Here is a 16,115-nt window from a genome sequence, read left to right as displayed (position 1 = left end):
GACTGACTGATCGCCGTACGCCGAGGGCGGCACCTCTGCTCCCAGAGGGCCGCCCTTGGGCGTTTCCCACACCGGGCAGAACGTCTGCCCCCTTGTTGAGCTTTCTGCTTCGAAGTCAGATTCGTCCCCCAATCGAAGGCGGGGGTGTTCGGGCGGCCTCGTCCGATGTCGCGTCAGGCGTCGGCTGCGTTGAGCGCGGTGCGCAGGTGGCCTCCCGCGTCCTTCAGGAGGCGGGTCGCCGTGGCCGCGTCGACGTCGGCGAGGATGATCAGGATGGCCGTCTTGACCTCGCCGTCGGCTGCGCTCAGGGCTGCCTCGATGGTGTCGTCCGATGCGCCCGTGGCGAGGGCGACGATGTGGCGGGAGCGGGCGCGGAGTTTGTCGTTCGAGGCGCGGACGTCGACCATCAGGTTTCCGTACGTCTTGCCGAGCCGGATCATCGTAATCGTCGAGAGCATGTTGAGGACCAGCTTCTGGGCCGTGCCCGCCTTCAGTCGCGTGGAGCCGGTCAGGAGTTCGGGCCCTACGACCACTTCGATGCCGTGGTCCGCCGCTGCTGCGAGTGCGCTGTCCGCGTTGCAGGAAAGGCCGATCGTCAGCGCGCCGTGCGCGCGTGCGTGTTCGACGGCGCCGATCGCGTAGGGGGTGCGGCCGGAGGCCGAGATGCCGACCACCACGTCGTCCGCGGTGAGGCTGAGCCCGTCCAGGTCGGCGGCGGCCAGCTCCTTGGAGTCCTCGGCGCCCTCGATCGAGGTCACCATGGCGCTCGGGCCGCCCGCGATCAGGCCGACGACCTCGCTCGGGTCGGTGTTGAAGGTGGGTGGGCACTCGGAGGCGTCGAGGATGCCCAGGCGGCCTGCCGTACCCGCTCCCGCGTAGACGAGACGGCCGCCGCGGGACATACGGGCGGCGGTGTCGTCGATCGCCGCGGCGATCCGGGGCAGCTGCGCGGCGACGGCGGACGGGACGGTGGCGTCCTCGCCGTTCATGATCTTCGCGATCTCCAGCGTGGGCAGCCGGTCGATCTCGGAGAGCTCGGGCCGGAACGCCTCCGTGGTGAGGGCGGCCAGTTCGGCGCGGAGCTCGCGGTAGGCGGCGGGCCCGCCGTGGGCGGTGGGCGCGGCTCCTGAGGGGGTCTCGGCGATGGTGGTGTCGTCGTCGTTCCGGGAGCTTCTGGAGGTTCGGGAGGTCATGGGCGGCGGCTCATTTCGGTGCCGTGTGTGGGGGGCGGCTGTCCGTGGGGTCGGGTCGGGGGCGGCGGTGACTGGGGGTGTGACGGCGGTGCCCGTGGTCGAGGCCTGACGGCGGCGCCGGGCGCCGGGTCAGCGGCCCGTGTTGCGCGGGGAGTGGCGGTGCGCCAGCGCCTCGTACGAGGCGGACAGGGCCGGCGCCGCGGACTCGTACGTCCGCTGGGCCACTCCCACGAACAGGCAGTCCACGACGAGCAGTTGGCTGGTGCGCGAGGACATGGCCGCGGGGCGCAGCTCGCTCTCCCGCGCCGTGGACGTGGTCAGGATGTGGTCGGCGTACTGCGAGACGGGGCCGTCGGGGCGGCCCGTGATCGCGATCGTCGTCGCGCCGTGCTCGAAGGCCACGCGCAGCGGCTCGATGACGTCGCCCGTCGAGCCGGAGTGGGTGATCGCGATCGCCACGTCCTTGGCGCGCAGCTGGACGGCGTTGGTTATGGCCAGGTGCGGGTCGCCGTGTGCGTGCGCGATGAGGCCGATGCGCAGCAGCTTCTGCGCCAGGTCCTGGCCTACCAGGGACGACGCGCCGATGCCGTAGATGTCGATGCGGCGGGCGGCGGCGAGCGCCGTGACGGCCGCGCCGAGCTGGGCCGTGTCGAGCCCGGCGGCGGTGTCGGCGAGGGTCTGCTGCTCGTCGTACGCCAGTTTCGCCACCACGTCCGCGATCGGGTCGTCGACCGCGATGTCCGCCGTGACGGACGGGGCGCGACCCGACTGCTGCTGGGCGGCGAGGCCGGCCAGGGCCAGGCGCAGATCGCGGTAGCCGGGGTAGCCGAGGAGGCGGGCGGTGCGGACCACCGTCGCCTCGCTGGTGCCCGTGAGCTCGGCGAGTCCGGTGACCGTGAGGGCCGCGCAGCCGGCCGGATCGCCGGCGACGGCTTCGGCGACCCGCTGCATGGAGCGGGTCATCGACGGTGCGAGCGTACGCACCTTGGCCGCGAGGGCGGCAGGGGCCGGCGAGGCGCTGCCCGCGCCCGCGAAAATTTCCTTCACATTCCTGGTCACATTTGAAAGATATTTTCGGGGTGGTCGGCGGTCAAGAGTGCGTCGGCCCGGTTTCCACCGGTCTTGACCTCTGGGGGTCGTGGGAGCTTGGTGGTACGCGCGAGCGCTGCGCACAATGGGCTCATGGACTCCTCGGACGCACCGCACCACGTCAGCCCGCTGGAGCAGGCCCTGCATGCGGCGCGTGCGCTGGTGCTGGCGGATCTCGTCGCGCGTGAGGTGGCCGAGGCCGACGTCGTCTCGATGGTCGAGGAGTCGGTGGCCCAGCGTCGCTGGTGGGTCGAGCAGTGGCCGGAGGGCGTGCACTACGTGGCCGGGCTGGTCGCCCAGGATGTGCAGGACGCCCTCCTGGAACGGTACGGCCGGTGGCCGCTGTGCCCGGTCTGCGGCTCCGGAGACCCTCATGCCCTTGACGTCGAGCCCGAACTCGGGCCCGATCCGCACTGGGTGTGCGGCAAGATCGGCGTGAAGGTCGCGGCGGTCGGCTCGCTCGGGTCGTGCGGCGAGACGACCACGTCGTGACCCTCTACATCGACCCGCCCACCTGGCCCGGCCACGGCCGCATGTGGTCCCACCTGATCAGCGACGTCTCGTACGACGAACTGCATGCCTTCGCCGAGCGGCTGGGCGTCCCGGCCCGGGGTTTCGAACGCGACCACTACGACCTGCCGTCGCACCGGTACGCGGACGCGGTGGCGGCGGGCGCGGTGGAGGTCAGCAGCCGCGAGGTGGTGCGGCTGCTGACGGAGTCGGGGTTGCGCAGGCGTAAGGGGTCGTACGTGTCGAGGGGTTCGGGTTCGTGAGCCCGGTCGCCGGGCGCGCGGTTCGTGCAGCCCGGCCGCCGGTTGCGGGGGTTCGTGAGCCCGGTCGCCGGTTGCGGGGGTTCGTGAGTCCGGCGCCTGTCCCGTGTACGTGTCAGGCCCGCAGTGCGTACGTGTAGTTGTTCTCGTGTTTGACGCTACTCCGCCCCGGCCCAGGGCAGAGGCTTGTGTTCAGTCCGCCAGCAGTTCCAGCTCCGTCGCCAGGTTCCGGCGGGCCCGGTCCTCCCACTGCTCCCTGCCGTACGGAGTGCGGAACAGGCTCGGCAGGTCGAGGAGGTGGCGCAGGACCGCGGCGCGGCCCTGGCGGAAGGCGTCGTCGGGTACGAAGCCGTACTCCTCGCGGACGGCGGCGGCGTAGGCGGCGTACGTCTCCGGGGGCGACGCCAGGATCGACAGGTCGGCGTCGCACAGGACCGCGCCGTTGGCGTCGTCCTCCTGCGGGTCGTGGGTGACCGTGAGAAGGACCAGGCGGGCGACCTCGGCCGTGCGGGCCTCCTCTATGCCGAGCTCCCGCAGCGCCCGCTCGGCGAGGCGGGCGCTGCGCTCCTCGTTCGTCGAGCGGTCGGGGAGGTAGACCGCGTCGTGGAACCAGGCGGCCAGGCGGACCAGGGCGGGGTCGTCGGCGTACTGCTCCAGTACGTCGATGCGGTCGAGGACCGCTCGCAGGTGATCGACGGTGTGGTAGCGGCGGTGGGGTTCCGACCAGCGGGCGAGGAGGTCGTCGGCGTACGGGTGCGGGGAGGGCTGGTCCCCGGCCGTATCGCGGGCGGCGTCCCGGTCCATGTCGCGGTCCATGTCGCGGACGGTCGCGACGGTTGAGGACCAGCGGGTGCGCAGGTCTGCAGGGGCGGGCTGGGGTGGTGTGGCGGCCATGCCCGCCATTGTCTACGGGAGCGGGGCTGCGGTGCTCCGGGCCGAGCGTTGCGGCCCTCCGGCCCGGTTTGTCGCCGCTCCGCCCACCCCCCCGCGTGATCGTCTGTCGAGCGAGGCCGTCAGGGCGTAGGCTGGATATTGGACTAGACCTGTTGGGCGTGCAGGTCTGAGGGGCCGGTAGGCCCGTATGCCCTGTAGCCACCCGACGATTGGGGTCCCATGAGCAAGCGTGCAGTTCTGGAGGTGATCGCCCTCACCCCCGAGGACGCGGTCGCCGCCCAGGCCGGAGGCGCGGACCGGCTGGAGCTGGTCACCGACATGGCCGCCGACGGGCTGACGCCGTCACGCGACACCTTCGCCCGGATCCGCGCTGCCGTCGACATCCCGCTGCGCGTGATGCTGCGGCTCTCGGACGGGTTCGCTGCGGGGGACGCCGCTGCGCTCGACAGGCTCGTACGGGAGGCGCGCGCGCTGCGGTCGGAAGGGGCCGACGAATTCGTGCTCGGGTTCCTGACCGCGGGCGGGGAGCCGGACCTGGGTGCGATCGAGGCCGTGGCCGGCGCGGTCGACGGATGCCGGTGGACGTTCCACCGGGCCGTCGACCACGCCGCCGACCGCGACGCGCTGCGCAAGCAGCTCGCGGATCTGCCGGGGCTCGACACCTATCTGACCGCCGGGTCGGCGGCCGGTGTCGACGACGGGCTCGATGTCCTCGTCGCCGAGGCGGCCCGGCGCGGTGAGCCGGGGTACTCCCAGCAGATCCTGGTCGGCGGCGGCCTCCGCCTCGACCATGTGCCGCGGCTGCGGGATGCGGGCATCGACGGCTTCCACATCGGTGGCGCGGCCCGCCCGGGCGGCTGGGCGGCACCCGTCTCGGTGGATGCCGTCGCGCAGTGGCGCGCGATGCTGGGGACGCTTGAGGACGCCTGAGGACGCTTGAGGACGCTTGAGGACGCCGGACGCCTGAGGTTCCCTGAGCCGGAGTCCGCAAACGGCGCATCGAGCAGCCGGCTGGTCCACGAGAGGCGAGCCGGGCCCTAGGGCCCGGCCGCTACGCGAGCTGGGCCGGCAGCGGTGCCGCGTGCAGCACGGTCAGGCCCGAGACTGCTCGGGTCAGGGCCACGTAGAGACGGCGCAGGCCCGTGCGTTCGTCCGGTTCGCCGTCGACGATGGCGGACGGCTCGTCGAGCACCACGTAGTCGTACTCGAGGCCCTTCGCCAGCGATGCCGGCACCAGGGTGAGGCGGGTGTCCGGGGTGGTCTCCTCGCCGGGGGAGAGATACGGCATCCCGGCCGCCGCCAGCGCCTCGGCCAGCGCGGGGACCCGGGCGTCGGCCGCGATCAGGCCGATCGAGCCCTCGTGGCGCAGCGACTCCGTGCAGGCCTCCAGGGCCGCCGCGTCCAGGTCGGCGGCCTCGCCCACCTGGCGTACCGCCAGCGAGCCCGGCGTCTCACGCATCGACTCCACCGCCGTGAGCTCCGGAGCGATCGCGGGCAGCAGCCGGGACGCGTACGCGATGACCTCGCGGGGCACACGGAAGCCCGCGGTCAGCTCCTCGACGATCGCGCCCGGATGGCCCAGGTGGCGCAGCGCCACGTCCCAACTCGGGGTCGCCCAGGGCGTCGTGCCCTGCGCCAGATCGCCGAGCACGGTCGCCGAGCCCGTCGTGCAGCGGCGGCCCACCGCCCGGTACTGCATGGGGGAGAGGTCCTGCGCCTCGTCGAGTACGACATGCCCGAGGGAGTGCGTGCGCTGGACGAGGTCGGTCACCTCGTCGATCAGCACGGCGTCCGCTGCCGACCACTTCGCCGACTTCACGCTCCGCGCAGCCCTTTTACCGGATCCGGGCTGCGCCCAGATGATCGCCTTCTGCTCGTCCTCGTCGAGGATCCCTTCCGCGTGTTCGGCGAGGAAGTCGGCGTCGGAGAGCAGGCGCAGCACGAGCTTCGCCGGGTCGACGGGCGGCCAGATCGCCTTGACGGCCGCCTTCACCGCGGCGTTGCGGGCCACCGCGTCCTGCACCCGGTCGTCCGGTGCCTCGCCCGACTGCTCCATCCGCACCAGGACGGCGTGCGCGATGCGCTGCGGGAGGGCCTCGCGGGCGGCGCCGTAGCGGATGTCGCGGTCCAGCAACTCCTGGACGAGCTCCTCGAGTTCGTACGCCGGGATGCGCCAGCGGCGCGAGCCGCGGACGACGACGACCGGCTCGGTGGGCATCGTGACGTGCGAGCGGACGGCCCGGCGCAGGACCTCCGCCATCCTCGCGTCGCCCTTGACCAGCGCGGCGGCCGGGTCGTCCGTGCCCCGCACCTCCACGTGCGCGACCAGGTCGTCGACCGTCGCCTGCTTGACCTCCAGCTCGCCCAGGGCGGGCAGGACCTGCTCGATGTAGTGCAGGAAGGACGCGTTCGGGCCGATGACGAGGGTGCCCGTGCGGGCGAGCCGCTCGCGGTGCGCGTAGAGCAGATACGCGACCCGGTGCAGGCCGACGGCGGTTTTCCCGGTGCCCGGGCCGCCCTGTACGCAGACGGTGCCGGACAGCCCCGACCGTACGATCTCGTCCTGCTCCGGCTGGATCGTGGCGACGATGTCGCGCATGGGGCCGACGCGCGGGCGCTCGATCTCCTGCTGGAGGAGTTTGCTCGTGCGGGCACCCCCGGCGGAGCCGGAAAATGTCACAGCTGCCGGGTCGGAGAGGTGTTCGTCCTCGTACGCGGTGATGTCGCCGCCCGTGTAGCCGAAGCGGCGGCGCAGCGCGACGTCCATGGGGTCCTTCTTGGACGCCCGGTAGAACGGCTGGGACACCGGGGCTCGCCAGTCGATCACCATCGGGTCGCCCTCGGCGTCGTGGACGTGCCGCCGCCCGATATAGAAGCGCTCTCCGTCAGCCCCTTCGGCCTGATCGGCGCCCGGTGCGTGCATGTAGTCCAGCCGGCCGAAGAACAGCGGGGTGTGGGCGAGGTCCGCGAGGGACTTGATGCGCTCGTCGATCTGGTGCTCGAGGACTGCCGCGTTCACCCAGTTCGCGGTGACGTCGCTGATGTCGAGGGACTCGACGTCCTCGCGCATGGCCCGCAACGCGGCGCGGGACGAGGCGAGGTGGGAGCGCTCACGGGCGAGAGGGCCGTCTGACGGGCCGTCGGAGGGCCGTTCGGAGGGACCATCTGTGGGCCGTTCTGACGGGCCTTCGGACGGGCCTTCCGACGGGCCTTCGGGCGAGGCGGCGGACGGCGCGGACGAGCTGGACACGGGGTTGCCTCCGGAAAGGTGCTGCGTGACAAGGTCCTGCATGCGTAGGGCGTACGACTCGAGGCGCGTCGCTCGTGGTGCCGTACGGGCCGCGGCGTGCGCATGCTGTCGTGCGGGATGCCGACCGGTTTCCGTCCGGCCGACCGCGCTCCTCGCAGGGGAGGCGGGCAAGGTCGGCGATTCTAGGACACGGGGCGGGGGCGGGGCCAACCAATTTCCGCAGGCGGGTCGTCGCGTGCGCGACGCCGCGCGAAGCCGGGGCCCGCGGCCTGTCTGCGCCGTACCGGAGACTGCGACCCTCGCAGCACCTTAGGGGGACGGCTCCGCCGCGGGTCGTACGCGGTGCCGCCGCAGGTTACATCCGTGGGCCGATGCCCCTGCAGGGCCGGTTTTCCATCATGGAGACATGACCACTGCAGCCTTCTCTCCGACCTCGCTCCACTCCGGCCCGCCGGGCGCCACCGCCGCCACCGGAAGCCACCACAGCCACCGCATCGGCGACGTGCTGCGCGCCGTCAGGGTCTTTCTGAGCGCCGCGTTCAGGGTGATCGTCCTCGGCGAGTACGCGGAGGAGGCGGGCGTCCGCCGCCGCTGAGCCGACCGCCGGCCTCCACCCACTCGGCCCGCCCGCCCCTCTGTGCCGCAAGCGCCCCCGTGAGCGTGACGGCAGGCGCCGCAACCCCTGACGACGGCGTCGATCCACTAGGGTCGCGCCCGTGAAGTACCGGACTGTGATCCTTCGATCGCATAGTGCAGCGGGTCTGCTGCTCGCGCTGTCCCTCGCCGCCCTCCTCGTGCTCTGTGCCGTCCAGCGCATCCCCATGGCCGACGCCCTGGTGTACCGGGCCGAGGGCTCCGCCGTCGTCGCCGGCCGCGATCTCTACGGCTTCACGGTCACCGAATGGCGTCTGCCCGCGACCTATCCGCCGTTCGCCGCGATCCTGTTCGTACCCACCACCTGGCTCCCCCTGGGAATCCTCAAGGCCGTCTTCGTCGCCGGGAACGCCGCGCTGCTCACGCTGCTGGTGTGGCTCTCGTGCCGGTTCGCCGGGCTGCGCGCGACGTTCCCCGCCGTCTGCGCCGCGTCGGCGGCCGCGCTCTGGCTCGAACCCGTCTTCCAGACGCTGCTCTTCGGGCAGATCAACCTCGCCCTGGCCTGTCTGGTCCTCTGGGACCTGACCAGGGCGCCCGGTGCCGTCGGCAAGGGCTTCGCGCTCGGCATCGCCGCCGGAGTCAAGCTCACGCCCGCGGTGTTCATCCTCTATCTGCTGGTCACACGGCGGGTGCGCGAGGGCCTCACCGGACTGGCCGCCTTCGCCGGCACCGTACTGCTGGGCGCGCTCGCCCTCCCGGCCGCCAGCGTCGAGTTCTGGACCCGCCGGATGTTCGAGACCGGCCGGGTCGGCAAGGCGTGGATCGTCGACAACCAGTCGCTTCAGGGACTCGTCGCCCGGGCCCTGGGCGACCCGTCGCCGGCACTCGCCTGGGCGGTGCCCGCGGCCGCCGTGGCGGTGGCCGGCCTGTGGCTGGCCCGCCGGGTCCCCGACGACCGGTGGGGCATCCTCGTCACCGCCGTCACCGCGCTCCTCGTCTCGCCCATCAGCTGGTCGCACCACTGGGTGTGGTGCGTCCCGCTCATCGGGCTGCTGGTCGCCGAGGGCCGCCTGCGCCTCACGGCGGGCGTGGCCGTGCTGTTCACCTCACGGGCGCTGTGGCTGGTGCCGCACCAGGGCGACCTGGACCTCCGGATCCCCTGGTGGCAGCAGCCGCTGGCTTCGCCGTATCCGCTGCTGGGGCTCGGGCTGCTGGGATGGGTGGCCATGAGGCGTTGGCAGCCGCGCGGGGTGCCCGCGCCGACCGGGTCCGGAACGGCGGCCGAGTACGGAACGGCGGCGCAGTACGGAACGGCGGCGCAGTACGGATCGGCGGCTGAGTGCGGATACGTGCCGCAGTTGAGTAAACGACCCGATGCCCCGGCCCCGGCGGGGACGGTTCCCTGCCAGCATGACGACACAGCACATCGGGCCACACCGCACGAACGCGCCGGAACCGGCTGAGCGGGACCGCAGGGCATGGGTGGCGCCGCTCATCGCGACGCTGCTGCTCCTGGTGCTCGGCCCCGCCGCGCTGTTCTTCGGCGGCTTCTCCGCCATGGCCACGGACGTCTGCGGCCCCGACGACTGCCCGCCGCGCCTCTTCACCCAGCTCGAGTGGATCTACCGGATCCTCGAGTACGGGGCCGTGTTCACGCTCCCGGCGCTCGTCACCGCATGGGCGCTGCCCCGGACGCGCCGCTGGTCGGGCGCCCGGGTCTGCGCCGCGCTGGCCTCTCTGCTGCCGCCGGTCGCCGTACTGCTGCTCGTGTTCACCCTGCCGATCTGAGCTTCATACCGTCGGTGCTCTGGGCTTCACACCGTCGGCGCTCTGAGCTTCATCCCGCCGATGGCCCGACCTTCGTCCCGTCGGTGCTGAGCAGCGCTCAGCCGCCCGCCAGCAGCTCGTCCGCGTCCACGATCCGGTACGCGTACCCCTGCTCCGCCAGGAACCGCTGGCGGTGGGCCGCGAAGTCCTGGTCGATCGTGTCGCGGGCGACCACCGAGTAGAAGATCGCCGGATGGCCGTCGGCCTTCGGGCGCAGCACGCGGCCGAGTCGCTGGGCCTCCTCCTGGCGCGAACCGAACGTGCCCGACACCTGGATGGCGACCGTCGCCTCCGGAAGGTCGATGGAGAAGTTCGCGACCTTCGACACGACCAGGACGCTGATCTCGCCCTGCCGGAACGCGTCGAAGAGCTTCTCGCGCTGCGCGTTCGACGTCTCGCCCTTGATCACCGGCGCGTCCAGGTGCTCGCCCAGCTCGTCGAGCTGGTCGATGTACTGGCCGATGACGAGGGTCTGCTGGCCCTTGTGCTTGCGCACCAGCGCCTCGGTGACCTTGCGCTTCGTGTCGGTCGTCGCGCAGTAGCGGTACTTCTCCTCGGTCTCCGCCGTCGCGTACGCGAGCCGCTCCGAGTCGGTGAGGTTGACGCGGACCTCGCAGCAGTCCGCGGGCGCGATGTAGCCCTGCGCCTCGATCTCCTTCCACGGAGCGTCGAAACGCTTCGGCCCGATCAGCGAGAACACGTCCGACTCGCGGCCGTCCTCCCGTACGAGCGTCGCGGTCAGACCCAGACGGCGGCGGGCCTGCAGATCGGCCGTGAACTTGAAGACCGGCGCGGGCAGCAGATGCACCTCGTCGTAGACGATGAGGCCCCAGTCGCGGGAGTCGAACAGCTCCAGGTGCGGGTAGATGCCCTTCCGCTTCGTGGTCAGCACCTGGTACGTGGCGATGGTGACGGGGCGGATCTCCTTGCGCGTACCGCTGTACTCGCCGATCTCCTCCTCGGTCAGCGACGTCCGCTTCACCAGCTCGTGCTTCCACTGGCGGGCCGAGACCGTGTTCGTGACGAGGATCAGCGTCGTCGCCTTCGCCTGCGCCATCGACCCGGCGCCGACCAGCGTCTTCCCGGCCCCGCAGGGCAGGACGACGACACCGGACCCGCCGTGCCAGAAGCTCTCCACGGCCTGCTTCTGGTACGGGCGCAGCGCCCAGCCGCTCTCGTTGAGCTCGATCGGGTGCGCCTCGCCGTCGACGTACCCGGCGAGGTCCTCCGCCGGCCACCCCAGCTTCAGCAGCGTCTGCTTGATCTGGCCGCGCTCGGAGGGGTGCACGGCCACCGTGTCGGGGTCGATACGGGCGCCCACCAGCGGCTTGATCCGCTTCGAGCGCAGGATCTCCTCGAGTACGGGACGGTCGGTGGTCGTCAGGACCAGGCCGTGCGCGGGGTCCTTGGAGAGCGTGAGGCGGCCGTAGCGGTCCATCGTCTCGGCGATGTCGACCAGGAGCGCGTGCGGCACGGGATAGCGGCTGTACTGCACGAGGGCGTCCACGACCTGCTCGGCGTCGTGGCCCGCGGCACGCGCGTTCCACAGGCCGAGTGGCGTCACACGGTAGGTGTGGATGTGCTCGGGGGCCCGCTCCAGCTCCGCGAAGGGCGCGATGGCACGACGGCAGGCGCCGGCCTGCTCGTGGTCGACTTCGAGGAGCAGCGTCTTGTCCGACTGGACGATGAGGGGTCCGTTCACGCGCGTCCCGTCCCTTTCTGCGCGGTCTGTGCGGTGTGCACAGCCAAACGTCCAGTGTGCCGCACCGCCGAAAACGGTGGGGAGGTCATGTGGCGCCGGTCACACCCTTAAGTCGCCGACTGCGGTCAGATCTGGTCTTCGGCCAGCTCCGCGACGCCCGTGATGCGGTGCAGCGGATAGGTGCGGACCTCGTCCGCCGTGTGGTCGTACGCCGTGACGAAGCCGCCCTCCACGCGGACCGGCGCGATCACGCGCTGGCTGGCGGCGCCCTCGGCGTTGACGTACCCGATCCAGACCGCCTGGCCGGTGAGCACGGCGGCCTGCATCGTGGCGAGGGTTTCGGCCGGCGTGGTGCGCGGCAGCTCGCCGGTGTGCTCCGGCGACGTCCTGCGGGGGGCCGTCGACGCACGGTCCCCGGCGCGGATGGCGCGCACCGCGGCGCCCAGCAGCGTGGTGTCGGGCACGGGGGGCCCTTCCGGCACGGGCTCGGGTGCGGTGCGCGGCGGGGTGCGGTGGGCGTGCGCCCTCGTGATCAGCACATCGCCCTCCGGGCCCTCCGCCGCGGGCGCGAACCCCATGCCGCGCAGCCCGTCGAGCAGCGCCGCCGGGTCGGCCTGCGCCGCCAGCACGGTCGGCGCGAGCCGGCGCAGCCGCAGCGCCGCCGACCGCTTGTCGGCGAGGATCTCGTTCAGCACCGCGTCGTCGTCGCACCGGACGTACGCGGAGGCCGCCCCGATGCGCAGATGCCCGTGCTTGCGGGCCACGTCGTCGATCAGATACGCGAGGGGCTGCGGGATGGGGGTACGCGAGTGCGCGGCGAGGAACGCGTGCAGATCGGACGCCGACCGGCCCGCGTCCAGGGCGCGCCGCACGGACCCCGGCGTGAACCGGTACACGGTCGCGCCGCCCTTCGACTCCACGTCGGCGAGCACGTCGAGCATGTCGGCGAGCGGCCGCTGCAACGGCCCGGGAGCGACGGCCGTGAGGTCGGCCTGAAGGAGGACGTGGTCGAGGGGTTCGGGGAGGAGGGGGGCGAGCAGGCGCGCGGCGCGGGCGGCGTTGACGGCGGCTTCGGCGGAGGTGGGGGGCGTGGCGAGGGCGACCGTGGCGGCCGCCGCGGGGCCCGTCGCCGGTGCCCCGGAGGGTGCTTCCGCCGGTCCGCGGCGGACGCCGGGGGCGGGCGGGGCGGTGCCGCCGCCGGTCGGCTGGGCGCCTGTCGGCGGGGCGTCTGTCGCCTTCTCGTCGGCGGTGATCGCCTTGCGGGCGGGCAGCTTCGCACCGGCGCCCGCGCCTGGCCTGTCGGTGGCGCTGGGCATGGTGTTGGTGGCCGCGCTGGGCATGGTGGCCGCGCTGGGGATGGCGGCCGCTTCCGGCTCGGCGGTGCTGGGCTTGTCGGCCGCGCCTGGCCTGTCGGCGGCGCTGGGCATGGTGGCCGCTTCCGGCTCGGCGGCCGTGTCGGCCTCGGTGCCTGCCGTCGTTGCGGCGCGCCCTGCGCGGGCCGACTGCGTCCGGCCCTCGGACGGGCGGGACTCGGACGGGCGGGACTCGGTGTCTCCCGCGGTGGTGACACCGTCCCCGGGGGCGGGCGCTCCGACACCTTGAACCGCGGTTCCCGCCGCCTGTTCGTCGCCGCGCCAAGTCCCGGCTGAAGTGGGCAGCCCGGGCGCCGGGGGCTGTGCGCCGGCGGTGCCGCGCGTGGTGGCCGGCCCGGCGGCCGGGGCCGGAGCGGCGCCCAGCAGCGCCCGGCCGTGCGACGACAGGGCGCCCCTGCCCGTGACGCCCAGGAGCTCCGCCTCCTGCAGGGTCCACCGGGCGAGGCGGGTACGGAGATCGTCCTGGGCGGCGGACGGGGACGGCTGGACGGCGCTCGTACGCAGCGGGCGTTCCCAGCGGAGGCGGGCGAGAAGGGACTCGGTCGTCGGCGTGGAGCCCTCGGGAAGCGTGGCGAGGAGCGCGAGCACGCGGTGGCGTACTTCGGGCGCGGCCGAGCGATCGAGGCCCGGGCCCAGCGCCGACAGGGTGCGGTCCTTGGCGTCCCGGCCGCCGACCACGCCCGCCGTGCGGGTGGCCGCCAGCCAGGCGGAGGCCAGTTGGGCCCAGCGCTCGGCGGCGGGCAGCTCCAGCCATTCGTCGTACGCGGGCGTCGCCGCGTACCGCTCGTCGGCCTCCCCGTCCGACGCCAGCAGCCCCGCCGCGTAAGCCAGTTCGACCCAGAAGGCGGCGAGGGGTTCCGAGACGTCGAGTGCCACGGCCGTCCGCTTCAGGTCGCGGACGCTGAGGCCGCCCGCGCGCAGCACTGCCGGGCCGCCCTCGTCCCAGTCCTTCAGCAGCTCATCGACGGTCGCGAGCGCTGTGTACGCCTGGCCTGCGGCCGTCGCGTCCACAACCTGTGGACGGTGCTCGGCCGCCGGCTCCAGCGCGGGCGGCACCGGCTCCGGCTGCCGGTGCGCGCGGCCGCCACGCAGATGCAGCGCGGCCTCGCGCGGCAGCACCACGGTGCCCGGAGCCGTCGGCAGGAGCAGACCGCGGTCAAGGAGCCAGCGCAGATGTGGCGCCGGATCGGCGGTCACCTGCCCGTACGGAGGGCCCCATACGAGCCGCGACAGCACCGCCACCGACTCCGCCGGCGCGTCGTCCAGGAGGGCCGACATACGGGTGCGGTCCGTGAAGAGCTCCGTCAGCGCGGCGACCGCCGACACCGCGTCGTGTGTCGTCGGCAGCCCGGCCGCCGCCACGATCTCCTGGATCCGGCCGGGCGACATGCCCGCCGTGGTCTCGGCGACCGTCGGCCCGAGCCCCGTCGGGGACGGGTGCTGCGGTGAGGGAGTGAGCAGTTCGCGGGCGGTGCGGACTAGGCGGAGACGGTCGTCCGGGCCCCAGACCAGGGCTTGTTCGCGCAGCGTGGCGAGGGCTCGGGGGAGGGCATGCTCGATCGTGGCCACGGCTGGGTCCGCTGTGCCTACGGTTCGGTCATGGGCTGTGGTGGCTTCTGGGGCCGCCTCGGTGCGGTCGCCGATGAGCAGGGAGAGCAGCGTCTCGTACGTCGCCGGGTCCGGGGCCACAGCCAGGGCTTCCGCCGTCTGCAGGGCGAACCGGTCGAGGTGTTCCAGGGCGCGGACGACCGAGGCGCGGGTGCCGGCTCGGGTCGCCAGCTGGGTGAGGTCGCCAGGGACGGGGCTGAGCAGGTCGGGGCGGGCGCGCAGGAGGGCGGCCAGCGACTCGTCGTCGCGGGCGCGGAGCGCTTCCGCGAGGGAGCGCGGGGGTGCCGCCGCTTCCGGAGCCGGCCGCGCCGGCGTCGCGGCGGGCTCCTGGGTCTGCTCGGTGCTCATCCGGTCAACGGTACCGGGTGCCTCCGGCGGGGGGCGGGTTCTGGTGTACGGGGTTGGGGTTGTGCGTGCGGTGCTGTGCGTCGTGGGCGCCATCCGTTGCACGGGGCTGGGCTTACTCGGGGGGTGCTGTACGTCGTGGCTGTGCCCACCCGTTCCGCCCGAGCGGAACGATTGCCCACAGCGGTACGTGGCGGCGCGGCCGGGGTGGTGGTGGCGGGGTGGGGCGTCGTGGGCGCGGTAACGTCGTCGGTGCGGGCAGTTCAAGGTGCTTGTCCCGGAGGGGACTTCGTGGGGATTGAGAGCGATCAGCTCGTCTTCGACTATCTGAGCCGGGTCGGCGACCTGGCCCAGCAGCGGCAGTTGCCGTCCGCCACGCGGATGCGGCTGGTCTCAGAGCTGCGGAGCGAGATCGAGCGGCGCAGGTCGAAGGCGACCGTCGACAGTCCGGCAGCGGTCCGCCGCATCCTGGCCCGGCTCGGTACCCCTGACGAGGTGGTCGCCGCGGCGGGCGGCACCGGCCGCGGCGACGTGTCGCGGACGGAGCAGGCGCGGAGGCCGGGGCAGACGGAGCAGGCCGGGCGGGTGGAGGAGGCGGAGCCGGGGGCCGCGCCGAGCGCGCGGTCCGCCCGTTCTGCCGTGCCGCAGCAGCGTGGGGGCGAGGCCGCGCCGCCGCCGGAGCGGCCGAAGGGGCTGCGTCGCATGGTGCCGCGGCCGCGTCGCGAGCAGGAGCCTCCCCGGCCCCGGACCGCCGCGTCGCCGCCGCACCTCGCGGGCGAGGACGAGCTGGGCCCCAGCGGTTCCGAACCGGATTGGTGGCGGGTGGACAGCAGCCCGTTCGGCGTGGCGGACACCGTGCCGGGCTTCGTCGGCGGCGTCGAGATCCCCGAGATACTGCAGCCGCCGCAGGAGGAGAACGACCCGGAGGAGATCGACCAGGAGGAGAACGGCCCGTACGAGGGCAAGGACGAGGGAGCGGCGGAAGACCCGTCCGATGACCTGGTTGCCGAGGACGACCTCGCCACCCCCGACCGCCGCCGCCTGCCCAGACTCCGTACGACCGGACTCGGCAGCCCGCTGCTGCTGCTCGCCGCCGCACTCCTCGTCATGGGCGCCGTCCTCGACGAGTGGCTCGCCCTCGCCTTCGGCTGGGTCCTCGCCTACGCATCGAGCCGGCTCAGCACCGCCGAGACGAAGTGGGCGGTGCTGGGTATGCCCGGGTTGGTGGCCGCAGGCGCGGTCGTCTGGCTGTGGGGCCGGAACGAGGGACGCTGGGGCGAGCCGATCGCGCAGGGACACATGAGCGATGCGCTGACGGAGACCTGGCCCTGGGTGGTACGAGGCGCGGCCGTCGCATCTGCCCTCTTCCTGGTGTGGCGGGCCCGCCGGCACCGTCAGTGACCAGCGCACCGGTACCGGTGGCGAGCAGCGTGGCAGGAACGGCCGCGAGCAGCGTGTCGGGAACGGCCG

General features: G+C 73.2%; 13 protein-coding genes. 7 read left to right on the top strand and 6 right to left on the bottom strand.

The window, feature by feature from the left end; all coding sequences use genetic code 11:
* Positions 1-173: 173 nt before the first annotated feature.
* Together murQ and ACSMXV_RS20150 are read right to left on the bottom strand one after the other, a co-directional pair.
* Positions 174-1,193 carry an N-acetylmuramic acid 6-phosphate etherase gene (gene murQ, locus ACSMXV_RS20155; protein ID WP_473172768.1) on the bottom strand — a complete coding sequence of 340 codons (1,020 nt, stop codon included), beginning with the start codon at positions 1,191-1,193 and terminating at the stop codon, positions 174-176.
* A gap of 129 nt (positions 1,194-1,322) precedes the next feature.
* Entirely contained in the window at positions 1,323-2,252 is a 930-nt protein-coding gene (locus ACSMXV_RS20150; protein WP_473172767.1) for a MurR/RpiR family transcriptional regulator, read from the bottom strand.
* Between the two features lie 123 nt (positions 2,253-2,375).
* On the opposite strand from ACSMXV_RS20150, the gene ACSMXV_RS20145 reads away from it, so the two are divergent.
* Both ACSMXV_RS20145 and ACSMXV_RS20140 read left to right on the top strand, forming a co-directional pair.
* Positions 2,376-2,774 carry a hypothetical protein gene (locus ACSMXV_RS20145; RefSeq protein ID WP_473172766.1) on the top strand — a complete coding sequence of 133 codons (399 nt, stop codon included), beginning with the start codon at positions 2,376-2,378 and terminating at the stop codon, positions 2,772-2,774.
* A complete protein-coding gene (locus ACSMXV_RS20140) occupies positions 2,771-3,055 on the top strand; it encodes a DUF4031 domain-containing protein (RefSeq protein WP_473172765.1) in 285 nt (94 codons plus the stop codon). The genes ACSMXV_RS20145 and ACSMXV_RS20140 overlap by 4 nt, the downstream gene beginning before the upstream one ends.
* A 189-nt stretch (positions 3,056-3,244) precedes the next feature.
* Here ACSMXV_RS20140 and ACSMXV_RS20135 read toward each other — a convergent pair whose 3' ends face one another.
* Positions 3,245-3,946 carry an HD domain-containing protein gene (locus ACSMXV_RS20135; protein WP_473172764.1) on the bottom strand — a complete coding sequence of 234 codons (702 nt, stop codon included), beginning with the start codon at positions 3,944-3,946 and terminating at the stop codon, positions 3,245-3,247.
* Between the two features lie 219 nt (positions 3,947-4,165).
* On the opposite strand from ACSMXV_RS20135, the gene ACSMXV_RS20130 reads away from it, so the two are divergent.
* Positions 4,166-4,876: a copper homeostasis protein CutC gene (locus ACSMXV_RS20130; RefSeq protein WP_473172763.1), complete on the top strand. Its 711-nt coding sequence runs from the start codon at positions 4,166-4,168 to the stop codon at positions 4,874-4,876.
* A 121-nt stretch (positions 4,877-4,997) separates the two neighbouring features.
* On the opposite strand, the gene ACSMXV_RS20125 is transcribed toward ACSMXV_RS20130, so the two are convergent.
* On the bottom strand, positions 4,998-7,238 hold the full coding sequence (locus ACSMXV_RS20125) for a UvrD-helicase domain-containing protein (protein WP_473172762.1): 2,241 nt from the start codon (positions 7,236-7,238) through the stop codon (positions 4,998-5,000).
* A gap of 364 nt (positions 7,239-7,602) precedes the next feature.
* Between ACSMXV_RS20125 and ACSMXV_RS20120 the strand changes: the two genes are divergently transcribed.
* The 3 genes from ACSMXV_RS20120 (at position 7,603) to ACSMXV_RS20110 (ending at position 9,578) form a co-directional block, all read left to right on the top strand.
* A complete protein-coding gene (locus ACSMXV_RS20120) occupies positions 7,603-7,791 on the top strand; it encodes a hypothetical protein (protein ID WP_473172761.1) in 189 nt (62 codons plus the stop codon).
* Positions 7,792-7,912: 121 nt separating this feature from the next.
* Positions 7,913-9,253 (top strand): glycosyltransferase 87 family protein, encoded by a 1,341-nt coding sequence (locus tag ACSMXV_RS20115; protein ID WP_473172760.1) that lies wholly within the window; start codon positions 7,913-7,915, stop codon positions 9,251-9,253.
* Positions 9,201-9,578 carry a hypothetical protein gene (locus tag ACSMXV_RS20110; protein ID WP_473172759.1) on the top strand — a complete coding sequence of 126 codons (378 nt, stop codon included), beginning with the start codon at positions 9,201-9,203 and terminating at the stop codon, positions 9,576-9,578. Before ACSMXV_RS20115 ends, ACSMXV_RS20110 begins: the two co-directional genes overlap by 53 nt.
* A 97-nt stretch (positions 9,579-9,675) precedes the next feature.
* Here ACSMXV_RS20110 and ACSMXV_RS20105 read toward each other — a convergent pair whose 3' ends face one another.
* A complete protein-coding gene (locus ACSMXV_RS20105) occupies positions 9,676-11,319 on the bottom strand; it encodes a DNA repair helicase XPB (RefSeq protein ID WP_473172758.1) in 1,644 nt (547 codons plus the stop codon).
* A gap of 125 nt (positions 11,320-11,444) precedes the next feature.
* A complete protein-coding gene (locus ACSMXV_RS20100) occupies positions 11,445-14,648 on the bottom strand; it encodes a helicase-associated domain-containing protein (RefSeq protein ID WP_473172757.1) in 3,204 nt (1,067 codons plus the stop codon).
* A 288-nt stretch (positions 14,649-14,936) separates the two neighbouring features.
* On the opposite strand from ACSMXV_RS20100, the gene ACSMXV_RS20095 reads away from it, so the two are divergent.
* The gene (locus tag ACSMXV_RS20095; RefSeq protein ID WP_473172756.1) at positions 14,937-16,046 is read left to right on the top strand and encodes a hypothetical protein; all 1,110 of its coding nucleotides are present in this window, start codon (positions 14,937-14,939) and stop codon (positions 16,044-16,046) included.
* Positions 16,047-16,115: the final 69 nt, after the last annotated feature.

The sequence above is a fragment of the Streptomyces sp. DSM 42067 genome (assembly GCF_055792885.1).
The sequence above is the reverse complement of the archived record's forward strand: the minus strand, read 5'-3'. Positions and strand labels throughout refer to the sequence as shown.

Bases quoted from the DNA above. Each gene is read 5' to 3' on its own strand.
- murQ (WP_473172768.1), bottom strand. From the start codon at position 1,193: ATGACCTCCCGAACCTCCAGAAGCTCCCGGAACGACGACGACACCACC.
- ACSMXV_RS20145 (WP_473172766.1), top strand. From the start codon at position 2,376: ATGGACTCCTCGGACGCACCGCACCACGTCAGCCCGCTGGAGCAGGCC.
- ACSMXV_RS20135 (WP_473172764.1), bottom strand. From the start codon at position 3,946: ATGGCCGCCACACCACCCCAGCCCGCCCCTGCAGACCTGCGCACCCGC.
- ACSMXV_RS20130 (WP_473172763.1), top strand. From the start codon at position 4,166: ATGAGCAAGCGTGCAGTTCTGGAGGTGATCGCCCTCACCCCCGAGGAC.
- ACSMXV_RS20125 (WP_473172762.1), bottom strand. From the start codon at position 7,238: ATGCAGGACCTTGTCACGCAGCACCTTTCCGGAGGCAACCCCGTGTCC.
- ACSMXV_RS20120 (WP_473172761.1), top strand. From the start codon at position 7,603: ATGACCACTGCAGCCTTCTCTCCGACCTCGCTCCACTCCGGCCCGCCG.
- ACSMXV_RS20110 (WP_473172759.1), top strand. From the start codon at position 9,201: ATGACGACACAGCACATCGGGCCACACCGCACGAACGCGCCGGAACCG.
- ACSMXV_RS20100 (WP_473172757.1), bottom strand. From the start codon at position 14,648: ATGAGCACCGAGCAGACCCAGGAGCCCGCCGCGACGCCGGCGCGGCCG.